Origin of the sequence: Corynebacterium humireducens NBRC 106098 = DSM 45392 (assembly GCF_000819445.1) — a bacterium.
Classification (GTDB): domain Bacteria; phylum Actinomycetota; class Actinomycetes; order Mycobacteriales; family Mycobacteriaceae; genus Corynebacterium; species Corynebacterium humireducens.
On the sequence record NZ_CP005286.1, the window covers coordinates 2,197,566 to 2,216,033 of the forward strand.

14 protein-coding genes, 4 tRNA genes and 3 rRNA genes are annotated in these 18,468 nt (G+C 63.7%); 5 read left to right on the forward strand and 16 right to left on the reverse strand.

Going from position 1 to position 18,468, the window contains the following annotated elements; translation table 11 throughout:
* Window position 1 precedes the first annotated feature (1 nt).
* Window positions 2-307, forward strand: coding sequence for a fluoride efflux transporter family protein (locus tag B842_RS10845; RefSeq protein WP_040086649.1), 306 nt, complete (start codon window positions 2-4; stop codon window positions 305-307).
* Complete coding sequence (locus B842_RS10850) at window positions 304-636, forward strand: FluC/FEX family fluoride channel (RefSeq protein WP_040086651.1); 333 nt, start codon at window positions 304-306, stop codon at window positions 634-636. The genes B842_RS10845 and B842_RS10850 overlap by 4 nt, the downstream gene beginning before the upstream one ends.
* Before the next feature lie 24 nt (window positions 637-660).
* Here B842_RS10850 and B842_RS10855 read toward each other — a convergent pair whose 3' ends face one another.
* From B842_RS10855 to ramA, 8 genes are all read right to left on the reverse strand, one after another.
* Window positions 661-1,248 (reverse strand): hypothetical protein, encoded by a 588-nt coding sequence (locus B842_RS10855; protein ID WP_156119510.1) that lies wholly within the window; start codon window positions 1,246-1,248, stop codon window positions 661-663.
* A gap of 103 nt (window positions 1,249-1,351) precedes the next feature.
* On the reverse strand, window positions 1,352-3,898 hold the full coding sequence (locus B842_RS10865) for an ABC transporter permease (RefSeq protein WP_174520296.1): 2,547 nt from the start codon (window positions 3,896-3,898) through the stop codon (window positions 1,352-1,354).
* Between the two features lie 26 nt (window positions 3,899-3,924).
* A complete protein-coding gene (locus B842_RS10870; RefSeq protein WP_040086652.1) occupies window positions 3,925-4,698 on the reverse strand; it encodes an ABC transporter ATP-binding protein in 774 nt (257 codons plus the stop codon).
* Between the two features lie 247 nt (window positions 4,699-4,945).
* Window positions 4,946-5,063, reverse strand: a 5S ribosomal RNA gene (rrf, locus tag B842_RS10875).
* Window positions 5,064-5,209: 146 nt separating this feature from the next.
* Window positions 5,210-8,285 (reverse strand): 23S ribosomal RNA (locus tag B842_RS10880).
* A gap of 424 nt (window positions 8,286-8,709) precedes the next feature.
* A 16S ribosomal RNA gene (locus tag B842_RS10885) occupies window positions 8,710-10,232 on the reverse strand.
* Together the 16S, 23S and 5S rRNA genes form the textbook arrangement of a ribosomal RNA operon.
* 798 nt (window positions 10,233-11,030) lie before the next feature.
* A complete protein-coding gene (gene murA, locus B842_RS10890; protein WP_040087634.1) occupies window positions 11,031-12,287 on the reverse strand; it encodes a UDP-N-acetylglucosamine 1-carboxyvinyltransferase in 1,257 nt (418 codons plus the stop codon).
* A gap of 28 nt (window positions 12,288-12,315) precedes the next feature.
* On the reverse strand, window positions 12,316-13,158 hold the full coding sequence (gene ramA, locus B842_RS10895) for an acetate metabolism transcriptional regulator RamA (protein WP_040086654.1): 843 nt from the start codon (window positions 13,156-13,158) through the stop codon (window positions 12,316-12,318).
* Between the two features lie 316 nt (window positions 13,159-13,474).
* On the opposite strand from ramA, the gene cysK reads away from it, so the two are divergent.
* Together cysK and epsC are read left to right on the forward strand one after the other, a co-directional pair.
* Complete coding sequence (cysK, locus tag B842_RS10900; RefSeq protein WP_040086656.1) at window positions 13,475-14,410, forward strand: cysteine synthase A; 936 nt, start codon at window positions 13,475-13,477, stop codon at window positions 14,408-14,410.
* A 67-nt stretch (window positions 14,411-14,477) separates the two neighbouring features.
* Window positions 14,478-15,071, forward strand: coding sequence for a serine O-acetyltransferase EpsC (epsC, locus tag B842_RS10905; RefSeq protein ID WP_174520245.1), 594 nt, complete (start codon window positions 14,478-14,480; stop codon window positions 15,069-15,071).
* Window positions 15,072-15,136: 65 nt separating this feature from the next.
* Here epsC and B842_RS10910 read toward each other — a convergent pair whose 3' ends face one another.
* The 6 genes from B842_RS10910 to B842_RS10935 all read right to left on the reverse strand — a co-directional run bounded on the left by B842_RS10910 (window position 15,137) and on the right by B842_RS10935 (window position 16,356).
* Window positions 15,137-15,442: a GNAT family N-acetyltransferase gene (locus tag B842_RS10910; RefSeq protein ID WP_040086660.1), complete on the reverse strand. Its 306-nt coding sequence runs from the start codon at window positions 15,440-15,442 to the stop codon at window positions 15,137-15,139.
* A gap of 9 nt (window positions 15,443-15,451) precedes the next feature.
* Window positions 15,452-15,676 carry a hypothetical protein gene (locus B842_RS10915; RefSeq protein ID WP_040086662.1) on the reverse strand — a complete coding sequence of 75 codons (225 nt, stop codon included), beginning with the start codon at window positions 15,674-15,676 and terminating at the stop codon, window positions 15,452-15,454.
* An 86-nt stretch (window positions 15,677-15,762) separates the two neighbouring features.
* A tRNA-Phe gene (locus B842_RS10920) sits at window positions 15,763-15,835 on the reverse strand.
* 27 nt (window positions 15,836-15,862) lie between these two features.
* Window positions 15,863-15,936: transfer RNA gene (locus tag B842_RS10925), tRNA-Asp, on the reverse strand.
* A gap of 237 nt (window positions 15,937-16,173) precedes the next feature.
* Window positions 16,174-16,250 (reverse strand) — tRNA-Asp (locus B842_RS10930).
* 33 nt (window positions 16,251-16,283) lie between these two features.
* Window positions 16,284-16,356: transfer RNA gene (locus B842_RS10935), tRNA-Glu, on the reverse strand.
* A 136-nt stretch (window positions 16,357-16,492) separates the two neighbouring features.
* Between B842_RS10935 and B842_RS10940 the strand changes: the two genes are divergently transcribed.
* Window positions 16,493-16,813 carry a metal-sensitive transcriptional regulator gene (locus B842_RS10940; RefSeq protein ID WP_040086664.1) on the forward strand — a complete coding sequence of 107 codons (321 nt, stop codon included), beginning with the start codon at window positions 16,493-16,495 and terminating at the stop codon, window positions 16,811-16,813.
* Here the strand turns inward: B842_RS10940 and B842_RS10945 are convergent.
* Both B842_RS10945 and B842_RS13265 read right to left on the reverse strand, forming a co-directional pair.
* Window positions 16,810-18,144 carry a DUF2254 domain-containing protein gene (locus B842_RS10945; protein WP_052437896.1) on the reverse strand — a complete coding sequence of 445 codons (1,335 nt, stop codon included), beginning with the start codon at window positions 18,142-18,144 and terminating at the stop codon, window positions 16,810-16,812. The genes B842_RS10940 and B842_RS10945 overlap by 4 nt on opposite strands.
* A gap of 13 nt (window positions 18,145-18,157) precedes the next feature.
* Window positions 18,158-18,466, reverse strand: a complete 309-nt coding sequence (locus B842_RS13265) for a thiol-disulfide oxidoreductase DCC family protein (protein ID WP_052437897.1) — start codon at window positions 18,464-18,466, stop codon at window positions 18,158-18,160.
* Window positions 18,467-18,468: the final 2 nt, after the last annotated feature.

Genomic DNA, 18,468 nt, shown 5'->3' on the forward strand with positions numbered 1-18,468 from the left:
CATGCTCCGCGACGCCACCTCGGTGGGCCTCGGCGCCGCCCTCGGTGCCCTGGCCCGTCTCGCCCTCGAGGGGCCGCTGACGCTCCTCGGGGTGAACGTCATCGGGTGCCTCCTCATGGGGTGGCTGCGACCGGGGGCGTTCTGGGGGCGCGGCGTCCTGGGTGGTTTCACGAGCTTCTCGACGTTCGCCCACCTCACCGCCACCACCACTCCCCTGGCGGCGGCCGCGTATCTCCTGGCGACGCTCGGTGGTTGCGTGGCCGCCTGGCTCCTCGGTGACCGGCTGGCCCGGAGGAGGACCCGATGAGCCTCACCGCGGTGCTGGCCGTCGGAGTCGGCGGATTCTGCGGAGGCGTGGCTCGCTGGGCCCTGGGGGTGTGGCCCGGTGGCCTGCGCGGCACCTTCGCCGCCAACCTGCTCGCCGTCATCGTGCTCGGCGCGGCCCTCGGCGCCGGCGGGGTGACTTCGCTCGCGTGGGGCACCGGCTTCGCGGGAGCCCTGTCGACGTGGTCGACACTCGCCCGCGAGATCGGCGGGCTGCTCCGGGCCCGCCGCTTCCGACTCGTGGCCGGATACACGACAGCCACGCTCACCGCCGGGGTGGCGGTGGCGTGGCTGATGGCGGGGCTGTTCTGATGGACAAGACGTCCTCCTAGGACCTCACCAGGGGAAATAGCCGATCTCGTCCGGGGTGCAGATGGGCAGGCGGGAGATGAAGGCCTCCGGAGCCCCCTTCCCACGCAGTTCCTGACCGTTGTAGCACCCCTGGAGCATTCCGGTCCTGGTGGTTCCCGCCATGGGCAGACGATTCCAGCGGGAACCGTCGAACTCGAAGGCCAGACGCCAGTCTGTCTGGGCCTGGTACACCCACGCGAAGCGACCGTCGCAGTAGTGGACACGGGTCCGCGGCGATCCTGCCCATCCCCACCGTGCATCATTGAACGCCTGCGGGGAGCAGTCACCCGTCCGGGGAGCAGGTGCCGGGGTGTGCTGGCCCGGGCCGGGGATCAGTCCCGGAAGAGGGTTCGGCAGCAGTCCCTGCTGCACCGCCCAGACCGCGCCGCCACCGACGACGGCCGAGGAGACGGCGAGAGCCACCGCCCCTTCGGTGGAACTCCCGGACTCCTGCCCGGAGCCTGCGAAGATTCCGGTCGTGGTGGACGTGGTCTCCTCTGCGCCTGCGGAAACGGGGAGAACTCCGCCCGCGGCAATCAACGTGGCGGCCAACGCCACAAGTGTTCGTTTCATGTACTCAGAATAGAACCTGAACAGCGTCCACCAGGCGGATACACGTCAGCCACGCTCACCGCCGGGGTGGCGGTGGCGTGGCTGTTGGCGGGGCTGTTCTGAGCTAGTCCGAGATCGCGTCCAGCGGCGGGGTCTTGGCCGCGCGGTTCGCTGGCCAGATCGCGGCGAACACGCCCACGACACCGGAACCGGCGAGCATCCACAGCAGCTGGCCCCACGGCACGGAGAGGGAGTCGAGACCCTGGTCGCGGAGCACCTCGAGGAAGGCCCAGCCCAGGCCGAGGCCGACGAGGATGCCCATGACGGCGCCGAAGACGGCGATCTGCACGGCCTCCAGGGTGATCATGGTGCGGACCTGGCGGCGCTGGGAGCCCACGGCGCGGAGCATGCCGATCTCCTGGCGACGCTCGATGACGCCGAGGGTCAGGGTGTTGACGATGCCGAGCACCGCGATGATCACGGCCAGCGCGAGGAGCGCGTAGAGGATGTTGAGCATCATGTCGATGGCCTGGCCGGCCTGGCCGGCCATCTCCTCGGTGCTCATCACCTGAACGACGATGAGCCCCTGGATGGCCTCCTCGAGGTTGCTACGCAGCTGGTCCTCGCTGACGGAGCCGTCGGAGTTGACGCCGACCATGTTGACGACGAGCGCGCCCGGGGGCAGCATCCCGTCGACGGATTCCTGCGAGATGACCATGTTCTGGATCATGTTGTTCGGTTCGAAGAGGCCGACGACCTCGATCTCGCGGGTCTCAGGCGACAGGCCCGGGGCGGTGAGCTCGAGGGTGTCGCCGAGTTCCCAGCCCTGCTGGGCGGCGAATTCGGTGGTGGCCAACACGCCCGGGGTGCCGGCGAGGTCGGAGGTGCCCTCGGTGACCTCGGTGAGCGCCATCTCGGAGACGTCGCCGTCGATGACCATGGTCATGGAGTGCGGGCCCATGGCCTGCGACGCCGCCCCGTCGACGTAGACGGGGGCCGTGGACATGGTCAGGACCCGGTCGACGCCCTCGACGTCGCGGACGGCGTCGGGGGTGCCGGCGGGCGTCGGGAAGCCGGAGTTGGTAGGCCCGGAGAGGACGAAGTCGGCGGAGACGTTGTTCTCGACGACGTCGGAGATGGAGGCCTTCATGGTGTCGCCGAGCATGCCGATGGCGGTCACCAGGGCGACGCCGAGGGTGAGCGCGAAGGCGGTGGCGGCGGTGCGGCGCGGGTTGCGGCGCGAGTTGGTGGCGGCCAGGCGGCCGATGGCACCGAAGGGGGCGCCGACGATGCGGCCGAGGGTGGGCACGATCGGCAGGGACATGGCGGGGCCGGCGAAGAAGAAGCCGACGATGACGCCGAAGGCGCCGATGCCGACGAGCACCGCCCGCGTCGTGGTGGAGGACCCGTCGAGCAGGGCGCCGGCCAGGGCGGCACCGGCACCGACCGCCATGAGCAGCGCGCCGATCACCGTGCGGATCATCAGCGGCTGGTCGGTGGAGCCCTCGCTGGAACGCATGGCCTCGACCGGCTTCACCTCGCCGGCACGCCGCGCGGGGATCCACGCGGACACGATCGTCACCAGGGTGCCCAGGAGGACGGGGACGAGCATGGCGGACGTCGACAGGCCGAGGCCCGAGTCCGGCAGGTCGAGGCCCTGGGACGCCATGACCCCCTTGATACCGGCGACGAGGCCGATGCCGACGAGCACGCCGAGCGCGGAACCGATGACGCCGACGATGAACGCCTCGAACACCACGGAACGGGTGATCTGCTGACGGGCGGCACCGAGGGCGCGCAGCAGCGCGAACTCCCTGGTGCGCTGCGCCACGATCATGGAGAACGTGTTCGCGATGAGGAAGGTGCCGACCAGCAGCGCCACCAGACCGAAGGCGATGAGGAAGTAGTTGACGAACGACAGCGCCTGCGACATCGCCTCCGTGATCTTCTCCGCGAGCGCGTCACCGGTCTCCACCTCGATGCCCTCGTACGTGTCGGAGAGGTGCGCGACGAGCTCCTCGTCGCTCGTGCCCTCCGCCGCGGAGACGATGAGCGACTCGGTGGTGCCCTCCAGCGTGTAGCGCTCGAGGTAGGCGTCCTCCGGCATGTACGCCGTGAGGGAGTTCCGCGCGTCGAGCTCCTGGTCGTAGATGCCGGTGACGGTCATCTCGTGGCGATCCTGCGGATCCACGACGAGCAGCCGGTCGCCGACGGAGATGCCGAAGTTCTCGGCCCCCAGCCGGTTGAGGGCGATCTCGTCGGCCCGGGTCGGCTCCTCACCGTCCACGATCGTGTGCTGCGCCCCCACGACGTGGTCCGGCGCGTACCAGATCGACAGGGTGGAGGTGCCGCCGCCGACCTGGAAGGGCTCCTCCTGCTCGTTGGCCATCACGACGCTTTGCGACGCCGTGACGTTCACGTCATTGACCTTCGCGTCGGAGGCGATGTCCGCACGCAGCGACGCCGAGATACCCGGCTGGTCCTCCCCGGAGGTCACGACGGCGTCGACACCGTCGTAGGCGCTGCTCACCGCAGACTTAAAGGTGCTGTCCAGCGAGTTGGTGAACATGAAGGCGCCGGAGATGAATGCCGTGCCCAGCACGACCGCCAACACCGTCAAGGCGAGACGCAGCTTGTGCGCCGCGATGTTGCGCAGGCTGACCTTGCGCATGGTCGTATTCTTCGCCACCGTCACCCCTAGCGCTCGACGCCGGCCATGGCGGCGAGGATCTCGTCCATGGACGGATCGATGAGCTCGTTGACCAGCCGGCCGTCCGCCAGGAACACGACGCGGTCCGCGTAGGAGGCGGCACGGGCGTCATGCGTCACGATGACGACGGTCTGGCCGTCCTTGTCGACGGCCGTGCGCAGGATGTCGAGGACCTCGGCGGCGGAGTTGGAGTCGAGGTTGCCGGTCGGCTCGTCGCCGAAGATGATCTCCGGGCGGGACACGAGGGCGCGGGCACAGGCCACGCGCTGCTGCTGTCCACCGGACAGCTCCGCCGGACGGTGGGTCAGACGCTGCGACAGCCCCAGGCGGTCGGTGATCTCCTTGAACCAGGCCTGGTCCACCTTGCGGCCGGCGATGTCGGACGGGAGGGTGATGTTCTCCGCGGCCGTCAGCGTGGGCACCAGGTTGAAGGACTGGAAGATGAAACCCAGCCGGTCACGCCGCAGGGCCGTCATCTCCTTGTCGCGCAGCTGCGACAGGTCCGTGTCACCGATGAGCGCCGATCCCGAGGACGCCGAGTCCAGGCCCGCCATGCAGTGCATCAGCGTGGACTTGCCCGACCCCGACGGCCCCATGATCGCCGTGAACTGGTTCTTCGCGAACGCGACGTTCACGTGGTCGAGGGCCGTCACCGCCGTCTCCCCCTCGCCGTACTGCTTGTGCAGGTTGACGGCGCGGGCCGCGTACTCGACGCCCTGGTCGACGTTCTCCCCGGTCACCTGGGACCCGTTGTCTGTCATGATGAGTAGTCTTCTCCTGAATTCTTCTGCTCCGAGGAACAAAGCTAACCGTATAGAGCCTACCGAGTGCTCCCCGGACGTTCGGGACCAGTAGCCGGTGAAACAACGTAGAGACACCTGAGAGGCGCCCCGAGGCTGCCGGCCGGCGGGCGGCGGAAACGACAAAAAGGGTGGGTGGCCCCGGGCTGGAACTGTTGTTCCTGTCCCGGGGCCACCCACCCTCATATTCAGTTGTTCAATTTTTTAGCGTCGGCGGCAACCTACTCTCCCACACCCTCCCGAGTGCAGTACCATCAGCGCGGGCAGGCTTAGCTTCCGGGTTCGGAATGGGACCGGGCGTTTCCCTGCCGCTATCAACCACCGACACACCCACAGGACAACCACCACCACACAGGTGGGGGTCCCGGTGACGGGCGTGTTGTGTCAGACACTGCATAGTGGACGCGAGCACGATACTTCATGCTTGTTGTTTGTTACGTTGCGTTGCACACACCCCCAAGAGGGGGATTGTTTGTGTGTTTTTGTCGGTCAATTAGTACCGGTCACCTCCACACCTTACAGTGCTACCAGATCCGGCCTATCAACCCCATCATCTATGGGGAACCTCAAAAGAAACCTCATCTCGAAACAGGCTTCCCGCTTAGATGCTTTCAGCGGTTATCCCTTCCGTACGTAGCCAACCAGCCCTGCTCCTGGCGGAACAACTGGCACACCAGAGGTACGTCCGTCCCGGTCCTCTCGTACTAGGGACAGCCTTCCACAAGTTTCAACGCGCGCGGCGGATAGAGACCGAACTGTCTCACGACGTTCTAAACCCAGCTCGCGTACCGCTTTAATGGGCGAACAGCCCAACCCTTGGGACCTACTCCAGCCCCAGGATGCGACGAGCCGACATCGAGGTGCCAAACCATCCCGTCGATATGGACTCTTGGGGAAGATCAGCCTGTTATCCCCGGGGTACCTTTTATCCGTTGAGCGACACCACATCCACAAGTTGGTGCCGGATCACTAGTCCCGACTTTCGTCCCTGCTCGAGCTGTCACTCTCACAGTCAAGCTCCCTTGTGCACTTACACTCACCACCTGATTGCCAACCAGGCTGAGGGAACCTTTGGGCGCCTCCGTTACATTTTAGGAGGCAACCGCCCCAGTTAAACTACCCACCAGGCACTGTCCCCAACCCAGATCATGGGCCAAGGTTCAGGTGTCCAATCCGATCAGAGTGGTATTTCAACAACGACTCCCACACAACTGGCGTCATGTGATCCAAGTCTCCCACCTATCCTACACAAACCGAACCGAACACCAATACCAAGCTATAGTGAAGGTCCCGGGGTCTTTTCGTCCTGCCGCGCGTAACGAGCATCTTTACTCGTACTGCAATTTCACCGGGCCTGTGGTTGAGACAGCAGGGAAGTCGTTACGCCATTCGTGCAGGTCGGAACTTACCCGACAAGGAATTTCGCTACCTTAGGATGGTTATAGTTACCACCGCCGTTTACTGGGGCTTAAATTCTCCGCTTCGCAACCCGAAGGTCGCTAACAGGTCCTCTTAACCTTCCAGCACCGGGCAGGCGTCAGTCCGTATACCTCAACTTCATCGTTTTCGCACGGACCTGTGTTTTTAATAAACAGTCGCTTCCCTCTATTCTCTGCGACCACCACCAGCTCCACATGCAAGATGCTTCACCAGTGACGGCCCCCCTTCTCCCGAAGTTACGGGGGCATTTTGCCGAGTTCCTTAACCACAGTTCACCCGAACGCCTTAGTATTCTCTACCTGACTACCTGTGTCGGTTTGGGGTACGGGCCATGTATGTACATCGCTAGAGGCTTTTCTCGACAGCACGGGATCACCGACATCACCCACAACGGGCTACGCATCACGTCTCACACATCATGAGGGGCGGATTTGCCTGTCCCCTCGTGCTACACGCTTACACCACAATCCAATAAGTGGCACGGCTACCCCACTGCGTCACCCCATCACTTGGCTACTACCAGATTAGGCCCCACGCACGCGCCAACTAACAGCATCAAAGATGCTGCCAGAAGGTTTGTGGGTGGTTAGTATCACTGATTCACCACGGGCGCACATACACGGGTACGGGAATATCAACCCGTTGTCCATCGACTACGCCTGTCGGCCTCGCCTTAGGTCCCGACTCACCCTGGGAAGACGAACTTGACCCAGGAACCCTTAGTCATCCGGCGGGCAAGATTCTCACTTGCCAATTCGTTACTCATGCCTGCATTCTCACTCGCACACACTCCACAGCCCCTCACGGTACTGCTTCACAGCATGCACGACGCTCCCCTACCCAAAAACTACTGTTTTTGCCGCGGCTTCGGCGGTGTACTTGAGCCCCATTACATTGTCGGCGCAGAACCACTCGACCAGTGAGCTATTACGCACTCTTTCAAGGATGGCTGCTTCTAAGCCAACCTCCTGGCTGTCTTCGCGATCCCACATCCTTTTCCACTTAGTACACCCTTAGGGGCCTTAGCCGGCGATCTGGGCTGTTTCCCTCTCGACTATGAAGCTTATCCCCCACAGTCTCACTGCTGCGCTAACTTGACCGGCATTCGGAGTTTGGCTGACATTGCTAAGATTGTGGTCCCGCTCAACCAACCAGTAGCTCTACCTCCAGCAAGCAACACGCAACGCTGCACCTAAATGCATTTCGGGGAGAACCAGCTATCACGGAGTTTGATTGGCCTTTCACCCCTACCCACAGCTCATCCCCTCAGTTTTCAACCTAAGTGGGTTCGCGCCTCCACGACGTCTTACCATCGCTTCACACTGGCCATGGGTAGATCACCCCGCTTCGGGTCCAGGACATGCCACTTACTCACCCTCGTTAGGATTCGCTTTCGCTACGACTACCCCTCACGGGTTAACCTCGCGACATGCCGCTGACTCGCAGGCTCATTCTTCCAAAGGCACGCCATCACACACAAGAGGTGCTCTGACGGATTGTAGGCACACGGTTTCAGGTACTATTTCACTCCCCTCCCGGGGTACTTTTCACCATTCCCTCACGGTACTATCCGCTATCGGTCACACTGGGTATTTAGGCTTACCGGGTGGTCCCGGCAGATTCACAGCAGATTTCACGGGCCCGCTGCTACTCGGGAACAACATCACGCACAGCTCCTGGTCTTCACGTACGGGACTCTCACCCTCTTCGGTGGGCCTTCCCAGACCACTTCCGCTAACCACGACACTGTGCGCCCGGGGGTGACAGCCCCCGGGAAGATGCATCCCACAACACCGCATGCGCAACCCCTGTCAGGTATCACACACACACGGTTTAGCCTTATCCGCGTTCGCTCGCCACTACTAACGGAATCATTGTTATTTTCTCCTCCTACGGGTACTGAGATGTTTCACTTCCCCGCGTCAACCTCCACCACGACTATGAATTCATCGTGGGGTGACCACCCATCACGGTGGCCGGGTTTCCCCATTCGGACATCCTCGGATCAACGCTCTATTGGCAACTCCCCGAGGCTTAACGCAGCCTTACACGTCCTTCATCGGCCCAGCATGCCAAGGCATCCACCATGTGCCCTTACACAAACACACAACAACCACACCCTAACGAAAAAAGGCGCAGCTGGTGAACTACAACTTGAACAAACCACCACACACCACCCAACCCCCAAAAGGAGCCAGGGATGTGCGGCACACAAAAAATAAAGATGCTCGCGTCCACTATACAGTTCTCACACAACACACCACCCACCCCCACCACCAGCACGAGGACATCCACGTCCCCCACCAGCAGGCGGGAAGAATAGGTGATCACCGGAAACAACCATGTTGTCCCAGACACCCAACAGCGTGCCAACATACCCACAAATCTGTGATCAAATCCTGGTCGTGTGAACCGCTACGGTGTGCGTCCACCCGATTACATTGTGGCCGGCGGGTCAACACTCGTGACCACCAACCGACCGACGCCACCGACGACAACTGTCAGACGTGGACTTTCAAAAAAGCTCCTTAGAAAGGAGGTGATCCAGCCGCACCTTCCGGTACGGCTACCTTGTTACGACTTCGTCCCAATCGCCGATCCCACCTTCGACAGCTCCCTCCACAAGGGTTGGGCCACTGGCTTCGGGTGTTACCAACTTTCATGACGTGACGGGCGGTGTGTACAAGGCCCGGGAACGTATTCACCGCAGCGTTGCTGATCTGCGATTACTAGCGACTCCGACTTCATGGGGTCGAGTTGCAGACCCCAATCCGAACTGAGGCCGGCTTTCAGCGATTAGCTCCACCTCACGGTGTGGCGACGCGTTGTACCGACCATTGTAGCATGTGTGAAGCCCTGGACATAAGGGGCATGATGATTTGACGTCATCCCCACCTTCCTCCGAGTTGACCCCGGCAGTCTCTCATGAGTCCCCACCATCACGTGCTGGCAACATAAGACAAGGGTTGCGCTCGTTGCGGGACTTAACCCAACATCTCACGACACGAGCTGACGACAACCATGCACCACCTGTACACCAGCCACAAGGGAAGGACCATCTCTGGCCCGGTCCGGTGTATGTCAAGCCCAGGTAAGGTTCTTCGCGTTGCATCGAATTAATCCACATGCTCCGCCGCTTGTGCGGGCCCCCGTCAATTCCTTTGAGTTTTAGCCTTGCGGCCGTACTCCCCAGGCGGGGCGCTTAATGCGTTAGCTACGGCACAGAAGTCGTGGAAGACCCCTACACCTAGCGCCCACCGTTTACGGCATGGACTACCAGGGTATCTAATCCTGTTCGCTACCCATGCTTTCGCTCCTCAGCGTCAGTTACTGCCCAGAGACCTGCCTTCGCCATCGGTGTTCCTCCTGATATCTGCGCATTTCACCGCTACACCAGGAATTCCAGTCTCCCCTACAGCACTCAAGTATTGCCCGTATCGCCTGCACGCCCGAGGTTAAGCCCCGGAATTTCACAGACGACGCGACAAACCACCTACGAGCTCTTTACGCCCAGTAATTCCGGACAACGCTCGCACCCTACGTATTACCGCGGCTGCTGGCACGTAGTTAGCCGGTGCTTCTTATACAGGTACCGTCACCAAAAGGCTTCGTCCCTGTCGAAAGAGGTTTACAACCCGAAGGCCGTCATCCCCCACGCGGCGTCGCTGCATCAGGCTTCCGCCCATTGTGCAATATTCCCCACTGCTGCCTCCCGTAGGAGTCTGGGCCGTATCTCAGTCCCAATGTGGCCGTCCACCCTCTCAGGCCGGCTACCCGTCGACGCCTTGGTAGGCCATTACCCCACCAACAAGCTGATAGGCCGCGGGCTCATCCCACACCGAAAAATCTTTCCACCCCCCACACTAAAGGAGGGTCCTATCCGGTATTAGACCCAGTTTCCCAGGCTTATCCCGAAGTGCAGGGCAGATCACCCACGTGTTACTCACCCGTTCGCCACTCGAGTACCCCAGCAAGCTGGGGCCTTTCCGTTCGACTTGCATGTGTTAAGCACGCCGCCAGCGTTCGTCCTGAGCCAGGATCAAACTCTCCACAAAAACTTCTATCAGAAGAATCAGGCAGGAAAGCCCAAACCCAACCAAAAACAAACAACCAGCACACCACCACCCCACAACGAGGCGATGATGAAAATGATTGTCCAAAATGATGATTCACAAACACCCCCACCACCAACCACCAAAGGCTGGTACCGGGGACATGTCCGCAACCCGGCCCCCACCACTTCGACGAGGAAGAAGAAGGAGGCCGGAAAAAATTCACGGCCATGATCATGCCTGCACCACAACAACTCACACCACACAACATGGTGGTGCGCATTATTTCCAGTGGCACCCTGTCATAGAAAAGGTACCACCCGGCACACACCCACCAACCCGAACATCATACGCCCGAGGCTGGCCGGCACACACAACCAATAGACCACAAACAAAAGTACATTGGCACACTATTGAGTTCTCACACAACACTTGCACACCTCGACACACACCCGGGAGAATATCCCTGGCACCGGTCTTGGCGACGAGTTACGAACTTACCGAAGTGATCCGACCGAAGTCAAATCCGTGTTCTGTTCGTGAATTTTTCTTAGCTTGTCAGGGCCTGTTTTCCTGCCGCCTACTCACATCCAGCACTCCCTGGTGGGGGTGTTGTCTGCGGGGCGTTGTCGGTCGCGCTGACTCACATAAAGTTACACACCCCCACACACCAACACAAATCCCCAGCTCACAGCACCTAAACGTCACACACCACACACACCGAAAACACGCCGGAACGACAAAGGTCCCCGGTTCACCACCAGGTGAACCGGGGACCACGTTGACGTCGAGAAGCAGTCCCTAGGAGCTGACCCGCTCGATCTGTGCCCCGAGGGAACGCATCTGTTCCACGAAGTACGGGTAGCCACGGTCGATGTGATAGACGTCGTGCACCGTGGTGACGCCGTCGGAGACCAGGGCCGCGAGCACCAGGCCGGCGCCGGCGCGGATGTCGGAGCTCCACACCTCGGTGGACGAAAGCTGCTCGATGCCGTGCACCACCACGTGATGCCCCTCGACGGTGGCGTTCGCCCCGAGGCGCTGGAGTTCGTAGACGAACTTGAAGCGGGACTCGAAGACGTTCTCGGTGATAACGCTCATGCCGTTGGCGATGGTGGAGATGCCGATGGCCATGGGCTGCAGATCCGTCGGGAAGCCCGGGAAGGGCAGGGTCTGGTAGTCGACGGCGTCGGGACGGCGGTCCATGCGGACGCGGAAACCATTCTCGTAGGTCTCGACCTCGGCGCCTGCGACCTTGAGCTTCTCCAGCGCGAGGTGGAGATGACGGGGCGCAATGCCTCCGACCGTGACATCACCCTGGGTCATGGCGGCGGCGTACGCCCAGGTTCCGGCGACGATGCGGTCACCCATGACCTCGTAGTTGGTCGGCTCCAGCTTCTCCACGCCGTCGATGGTGATGGTGGAGGTGCCGGTGCCCTCGATACGCGCACCCATGGTGACGAGCATGTCGCAGAGATCCGCGATCTCCGGCTCGCGGGCGGCGTTGTCCAGGATGGTCCGCCCCTCCGCGAGGACCGCGGCGGTGAGGATGTTCTCCGTGGCGCCGACCGAGGGGAAGTCCAGGGAGATGCGCGCACCGGTGAGGCGCTCGGCCTCGACGACGACCGCGCCGTGGGAGATGCGGGTGGTGGCGCCGAGCTTCTCCAGCCCCGACTGGTGCATGTCGAGAGGGCGGGAGCCGATGGCGTCACCGCCGGGCAGCGCCACGACGGCCCGCCCGCAGCGGGCCGTCAGCGGGCCGAGCACACAGATGGAGGCGCGGAACTGGCGGACGGCGTCGAAGTCGGCGTCCGTGGCCAGCTCCGCCGGGGTGGTGATGGTGACCGTCGAGCCGTCGATGGTCACCTCGCAGCCCAGGCCCCGCAGGACGTCGCCCATGAGAGGGACGTCGAGAATCTCCGGACAGTTCGTCAGGGTCGTGGTGCCCTCGGCCAGCAGTGCCGCGGCCATGAGCTTGAGGACGCTGTTCTTGGCGCCGCTGACCCTGACGGCACCCTGCAGGCGGGCGCCACCGGTGACGAGAAATCGATCCTTCACGTTCTCCGACACTAGCTGACCCCGCGTATCAGGGCAGGGCGCCGATACGACGTGCCGCGTTGACGGCCTCGTAGCGGGTGTGGGCGCCGAGCTTGCGCATGACGGAACGCAGGTAGGACTTCACGGTCTCCGCGCCGATGCCCATCTCCTCCGCGGCCTCCACGTTGGTGTGGCCGAGTGCCACACAGGAGAGGACGTCGAGCTCACGGGCGGACAGCTTCGTGGACTGCTTGACCCGGACCGGGGACACCATCTGGTCGCAGAGCTGCTCGAGCTCCTTGCGCAGCGCCTCGTCCTCGACGCGGTTGGCCAGCATGCGCAGCTTCGAGTGCGTGGAGCGGACCTGCTCCCACTCGGCGCCGTTCATGACGCGGCCGTTCTTCGCGGCGCCCGGCTTGCCGCCCTCGACGCGGCGCATCGCGGAGTTCACCGCGAGATCCTGCTCCAGGGTGCGGGCGGTCATGGTGACCTCCTCGATGACCTTGTCACCGAGACGGACCGGGGAGTGGACGCCGACGTAGAGGACGCCCCGGATCTCCCGGTTGACGATCACCGGCACCGCGACGATGGAGTGCAGCCCCTCGTCCTGGATGGCGCGGTCGTTCTCGTGGGAGATGATGTTCGCCCGCGTGTAGTCGGAGACGCCGACGGGGCGGCGGGTGGTGACCACGCGACCACCGACGCCGGAACCCGGCTCGATGATGAGGTTCTGCAGGGCCGGCGTCCGCAGGCCCACCCAGTGGGTGATCTGCAGGCGGTTGTCCGGGAGCAGCGTCGCGTACATGGTGACCGGAATCCCAGTCGCAGTCTTCAGGGACGTGAGGGCCGCCCGGACGGCTTCGTCGTCATCCTTGATTCTCTGGGAATCCATTATGAAAAATCGTCCTCCTCCGGGTACACCCGTACAGGTGCACCCGATGGGCACATGAACGGGGGTAACTTTCCTTTACAGATGGGCATTATAACGCGACTTCGGGGGTAAACGGAATCGAATCCGCCGTAACTTGCGCATTCAAGACCGTTCTGATCGGAACAACGGCACCCACTGAAGGGGTGATATCCCGCGCCGGAGACCACCCCCGCAACCTTGGAGAAACCATGTGGTCTGCCAGGGACATACCATCCTGTCTACTCACATGGTGTACGCTGACACCACCAACGTCAGACGAAGCAAGGAAGCAGTCACCATGAGCAAGATCTACGACAACATCCTCGACACCATCGGAAACACCCCGCTGGTGCGCCTCAACGGCCTCACCGAGGGCCTCCAGGCGGAGGTGCTCGTGAAGGTCGAGTCCTTCAACCCGGCGAACTCCGTCAAGGACCGCATCGGCAAGGCGATCATCGACGCCGCCGAGGCCGACGGGTCCCTCCAGCCGGGCGGCACCATCGTGGAGGCCACCTCCGGCAACACCGGCATCGCCCTCGCCCTCGTGGGCGCGGCCCGCGGCTACAACGTGATCCTCACCATGCCGGAGACCATGTCCAACGAGCGTCGCGTCATGCTCCGCGCCTACGGCGCTCAGATCGTCCTGACCCCGGGCGCGGCCGGCATGCAGGGCGCCGTCGACAAGGCGAACGAGATCGTCGCCGCCGAGGACAACGCCATCCTCGCGAACCAGTTCGCGCACCCGGCGAACCTGCGGATCCACCGCGAGACCACCGCCGAGGAGATCTGGAACGACACCGACGGCGAGGTCGACATCTTCGTCGCGGGCATCGGCACGGGCGGCACCGTCTCCGGCGTCGGCCAGGTGCTCAAGGAGCGCAAGCCGGAGGTCCAGATCTACGCCGTCGAGCCGGCCGCGTCCCCGCTGCTGTCCGCCGGCAAGGCGGGCCCGCACAAGATCCAGGGCATCGGCGCCAACTTCATCCCGGAGGTCCTGGACCGCAAGGTCCTCGACGACGTCATCACCGTCACCAACGAGGACGCCATCGAGACCTCCCGTCAGCTGGCGGTCAAGGACGGCATCCTGGGCGGTATCTCCTCCGGCGGCAACGTCTGGGCCGCGCTGGAGCTGGCGAAGAAGGAGGAGAACGCGGGCAAGACCATCGTCACCGTCGTCACCGACTACGGCGAGCGTTACGTCTCCACCGTCCTGTACGAGGACATTCGCGACTAGGAAACGGCTTAGGCCCCCGCAGCGCCCACCAGGCGACGGGCAAGCAAGTAGACTCTGGGCCATGCTGCTGTTGAACATCGCGAAGATGGTCCGGGAGGACCTGCGCAACGCCCGCGACCACGATCCCGCCGCCCGCGGCGACATCGAGAACGCCGTCGTCTACTCGGGCCTGCACGCCATCTGGGCACACCGTGTCTCCCACTGGATGTGGGAGCGCGGTCTCCGCGGCCCCGCGCGAATCCTCGCGCAGCTCAACCGGTTCTTCACGGGCATCGAGATCCACCCCGGTGCCACCATCGGCCGCCGTTTCTTCATCGACCACGGCATGGGCATCGTCATCGGCGAGACCACCGAGATCGGCGACGGCGTCATGCTCTACCACGGCGTCACCCTGGGTGGTCAGGTGCTCACGCAGACCAAGCGCCACCCGACCATCGAGGACAACGTCACCATCGGTGCCGGCGCCAAGGTGCTCGGCCCGATCACCATCGGCAAGGGCTCCGCGATCGGCGCCAACGCCGTGGTGACCAAGGACGTCCCGGCGGACCACATCGCCACGGGCATCCCGGCGAAGAACCGCCCGCGCCGCCAGTCCGAGCGCATCAAGCTCGTCGATCCGGACTACTACACCTCCAACGATCCGGTCGACTACAGCATCTAGACACAAGGAAGGCCCCGGTTTCCCGGGGCCTTTTTGTGCTTCACGACGTCGGCGCGTGCCCGACGTCACCCGACGAGGTCGCGGTACTCCTCGTTCTTGCTGATGAAGTGCTCGACCGCGGAACAGCTCGGGCGCACCCGCGCCCCCTCCTCCCGGGCCCAGTCGAGGGCCTCGCGGATGAGCGGGGTGGACAGCGCACGTCCGCGGTAGGCCTGGTCCACCACGGTGTGGTGGAAGTCCAGTAGGCCACCGTGGCGGACGTAGGAGGCGTAGCCGACCTCCCGGTCGTCCACGGAGATGACGAAGCGCTGCTTCGCCTCGTTGTGGGAGATATCGTAGGAGTCGGTGGAATTGGTGTTGGTGTCGTTCATGGCACCCAATTATGCCCCGCCCAGGCCACCTCGTGCACCGGATGAGCCTGCGGTGCCTGGCTGGCCCAGCAGCCTCTCCACGAGCTCCCTGGCGTCGTCCAGCTCCCCCACAGCGGTCCCGGTGTCCGGGGTCGCCTCCTCGAAGATCTGGCAGGCGTGGTCGGGGACGACCTCGGCGCTGGGGGTGATGCCCCGCTGCTCGAGATAGTCGTCCAGGTCCCGGTCGATGCTCATTCCGTCACACCCTACCCCTCCCCGCGGTCCGGTTGCGGGCAGCAAAAAAGCCCCGTCCCGGTGTGGACCGGGAGGGGGCTTGATTGTGGCCAGAGCCAGGATCGAACTGGCGACCTTCCACTTTTCAGGCGGACGCTCTACCGACTGAGCTATCTGGCCGAAGACTGTCACAAAGAACAATCTCTGCGACCCTGACGGGGCTCGAACCCGCGACCTCCGCCGTGACAGGGCGGCGCGCTAACCAACTGCGCCACAGGGCCATATTCTTTTGTACTTCTTCTCTGTGTTTCGGACCTGCCTTGCGGCTTGCTCCGTTGCACGAGATGTAACTCTACACAGAGCTTGTCATTAACCACAAATCGCCAGTTGGGGAGCTGTTTTGCGGGAGGGTGCCCGGGGGCTGGACGGGCGTCGGAAAGCATCGGAAAACACTGTGTGAGGAAAAGAAAACAGGCCCCGGCGGCTTCCTCATGGAAGCTGCCGGGGCCTGTTGACACTGGCGACCCTGACGGGGCTCGAACCCGCGACCTCCGCCGTGACAGGGCGGCGCGCTAACCAACTGCGCCACAGGGCCATATTCTCTTGCATCCGAGGTTCAGAACCTCAGCACCCCCAACGGGATTCGAACCCGTGTCGCCGCCGTGAAAGGGCGGTGTCCTAGGCCACTAGACGATGGGGGCCAGTCTTTTCGCCAGAAGGGCTCTGGGACGTGCGACTGGCTACAGATGTTACTTCATCGCCATGAAAGATCAAAACCGCTGGTTCCGCACGGTTTTGCCGACGCCTCCCCGGGGCGGCGTCGGCTACCCTGAGGGCATGAACGACCACGACACCTGCTCGTGCCATGAGCCCCACGTCCACGGCTACAACGAAAACAAGTCGAAGTACCTCGCCCGCCTCAAGCGCATCGAGGGGCAGACCCGCGGCATCCACCGCATGATCGACGAGGATCAGTACTGCATCGACATCCTCACCCAGGTGTCCGCGGTGACCTCCGCGCTGGAGAACGTCGCCCTCGCCCTGCTGCAGGACCACATCGCCCACTGCGTCACCGGGGCCGCCAAGGCCGACGGTGAGGCCGCGGAGGCGAAGATCGCCGAGGCCATGAAGGCCATCCAGAAGATGGTGAAGTCCTAGGAGTCCGCTTCCTCAGATTCCTCCGCTTCCTCGGCCAGCAGCGCCCGCAGCCGCTCCAGGGTGGAGCGGTAGCGGGGCACGGTGGCGTCGAGAAGATCCTCCACCATGGACCGCAGCGCCTGCGGCACCTGGGCGGACCCCTCCGCGTAGAGGTGGACCTCGGTGACGGATTCCTCGATGAGGGTGGTGATCTCCTGCGGGAGATGGACGATCCGGACCGGCCGGCCCACGATGTCGCCGCCGTCCTCCGCGATGTAGGGGCTCGGCTCAATGCAGGTGACCAGGTAACGCAGCACGCGGTGCAGCTCCTGGACCGACTGGACGGCGGTGGTCGGGTCGTTGGTGCCGGGGGACAGTGCGCGGTCGGCGATGTCGACGAGCTGCCGCAGCCCGAAACCGACGTCCTGCGTGAGCGTTCGTTCCATGCGCACCCCCACCGCCGCGTTGAGGTGCTTCCGGTCCTCCTCCGTGAGCTCACCGTCCCACCAGACGCGCATGACGCACTGCCCCTCGACGATGTGCTCGCCGACGCGGCGGTCCACCGTGATGACCGCGTCATTCTCCGTCGCCCAGTTCAGCAGGCGCCGGTAGTCGAACCACACGATGGAGCCGGTCTCCGTGGTCGCCACCGGCTGACGGGCGTCGCCCGGACGCGGTGACCACGTCGGCCCCTGTTCCAGCGACGCATCCCCCTCCTGCACGAGGTACATCTTCTTCGCCAGGGCGAGGGTCTCCTGGCCGATGGCGCTCACCGCGTTGGCCACCTTCATCGAGGAGAGGATGTGCCGGATGAACGCCAGGAAGAAACCCAGGCAGGTCAGCACCATGACGAAGGCCACGGTCACGGACAGACGCGGCACGAAACCGTCGTCCCCCTCGCGGCTGTTCCACACGTAGCGGGTGACGGTGAGGGCGAACACGAAGGTGGACAGCCAGATCGCCAGCGTCCCCTGGACGGTGCGGCTGCGCAGGAAACCGTCCATCATGCGGGGGCTGAAGGAGCTGTTGACCAGCTGCAGCACGACCAGCGTGATGGAGAAGACCAGACCCGTCACCGAGATCGTCGCCGAGGCGATGACGCCGAGCACCTCGCGGGCCGCGTCGGGGCCGCCCTCGAAGGCGAAACGGAGAGGGTCGCCGGCGTCCCTGGCCTCATAGGAGGGCAGGAGCACACCGAGGACGACCGCCGCGATGACGCTCACCGCGGGGATCATCCAGAACGGTGTCCACAGGCGCTGCCACCACGTCTCGCGTGGCACGTCGGGGACCGCCCCGCGGACGCGGACGGTCGCATTCCCGGTCGACTTCTCGCTCACAGTCTGCTCAGTCACACCTCCAGTATCCCTACCGCAGGCCGGTGAGGCGGGAGACCAGCCCCCGATTCGCGGCCACCCACCGGTAGCTCCCGGACCACAGTCGGTCCAGGCCCCGCAGCAGCAGGATCCGGCCGGCCGCGCGCACCCACCACGCTCCCCCGCCGGCCACCAGGGCGGACCCGATGGCGCGGTGGCCGAGTTCGTCGCCGCCTGCGGAGCGGAACACGGCGTGGTGGCGGAGGGGGAGCGGGGCGACGTCGACAAGCGGGGCGAGACCCACCAGACGTTGCGCCGCAGCGCGGCAGAAACCACAGTCCCTGTCGTAGTAGAAGGTCATGC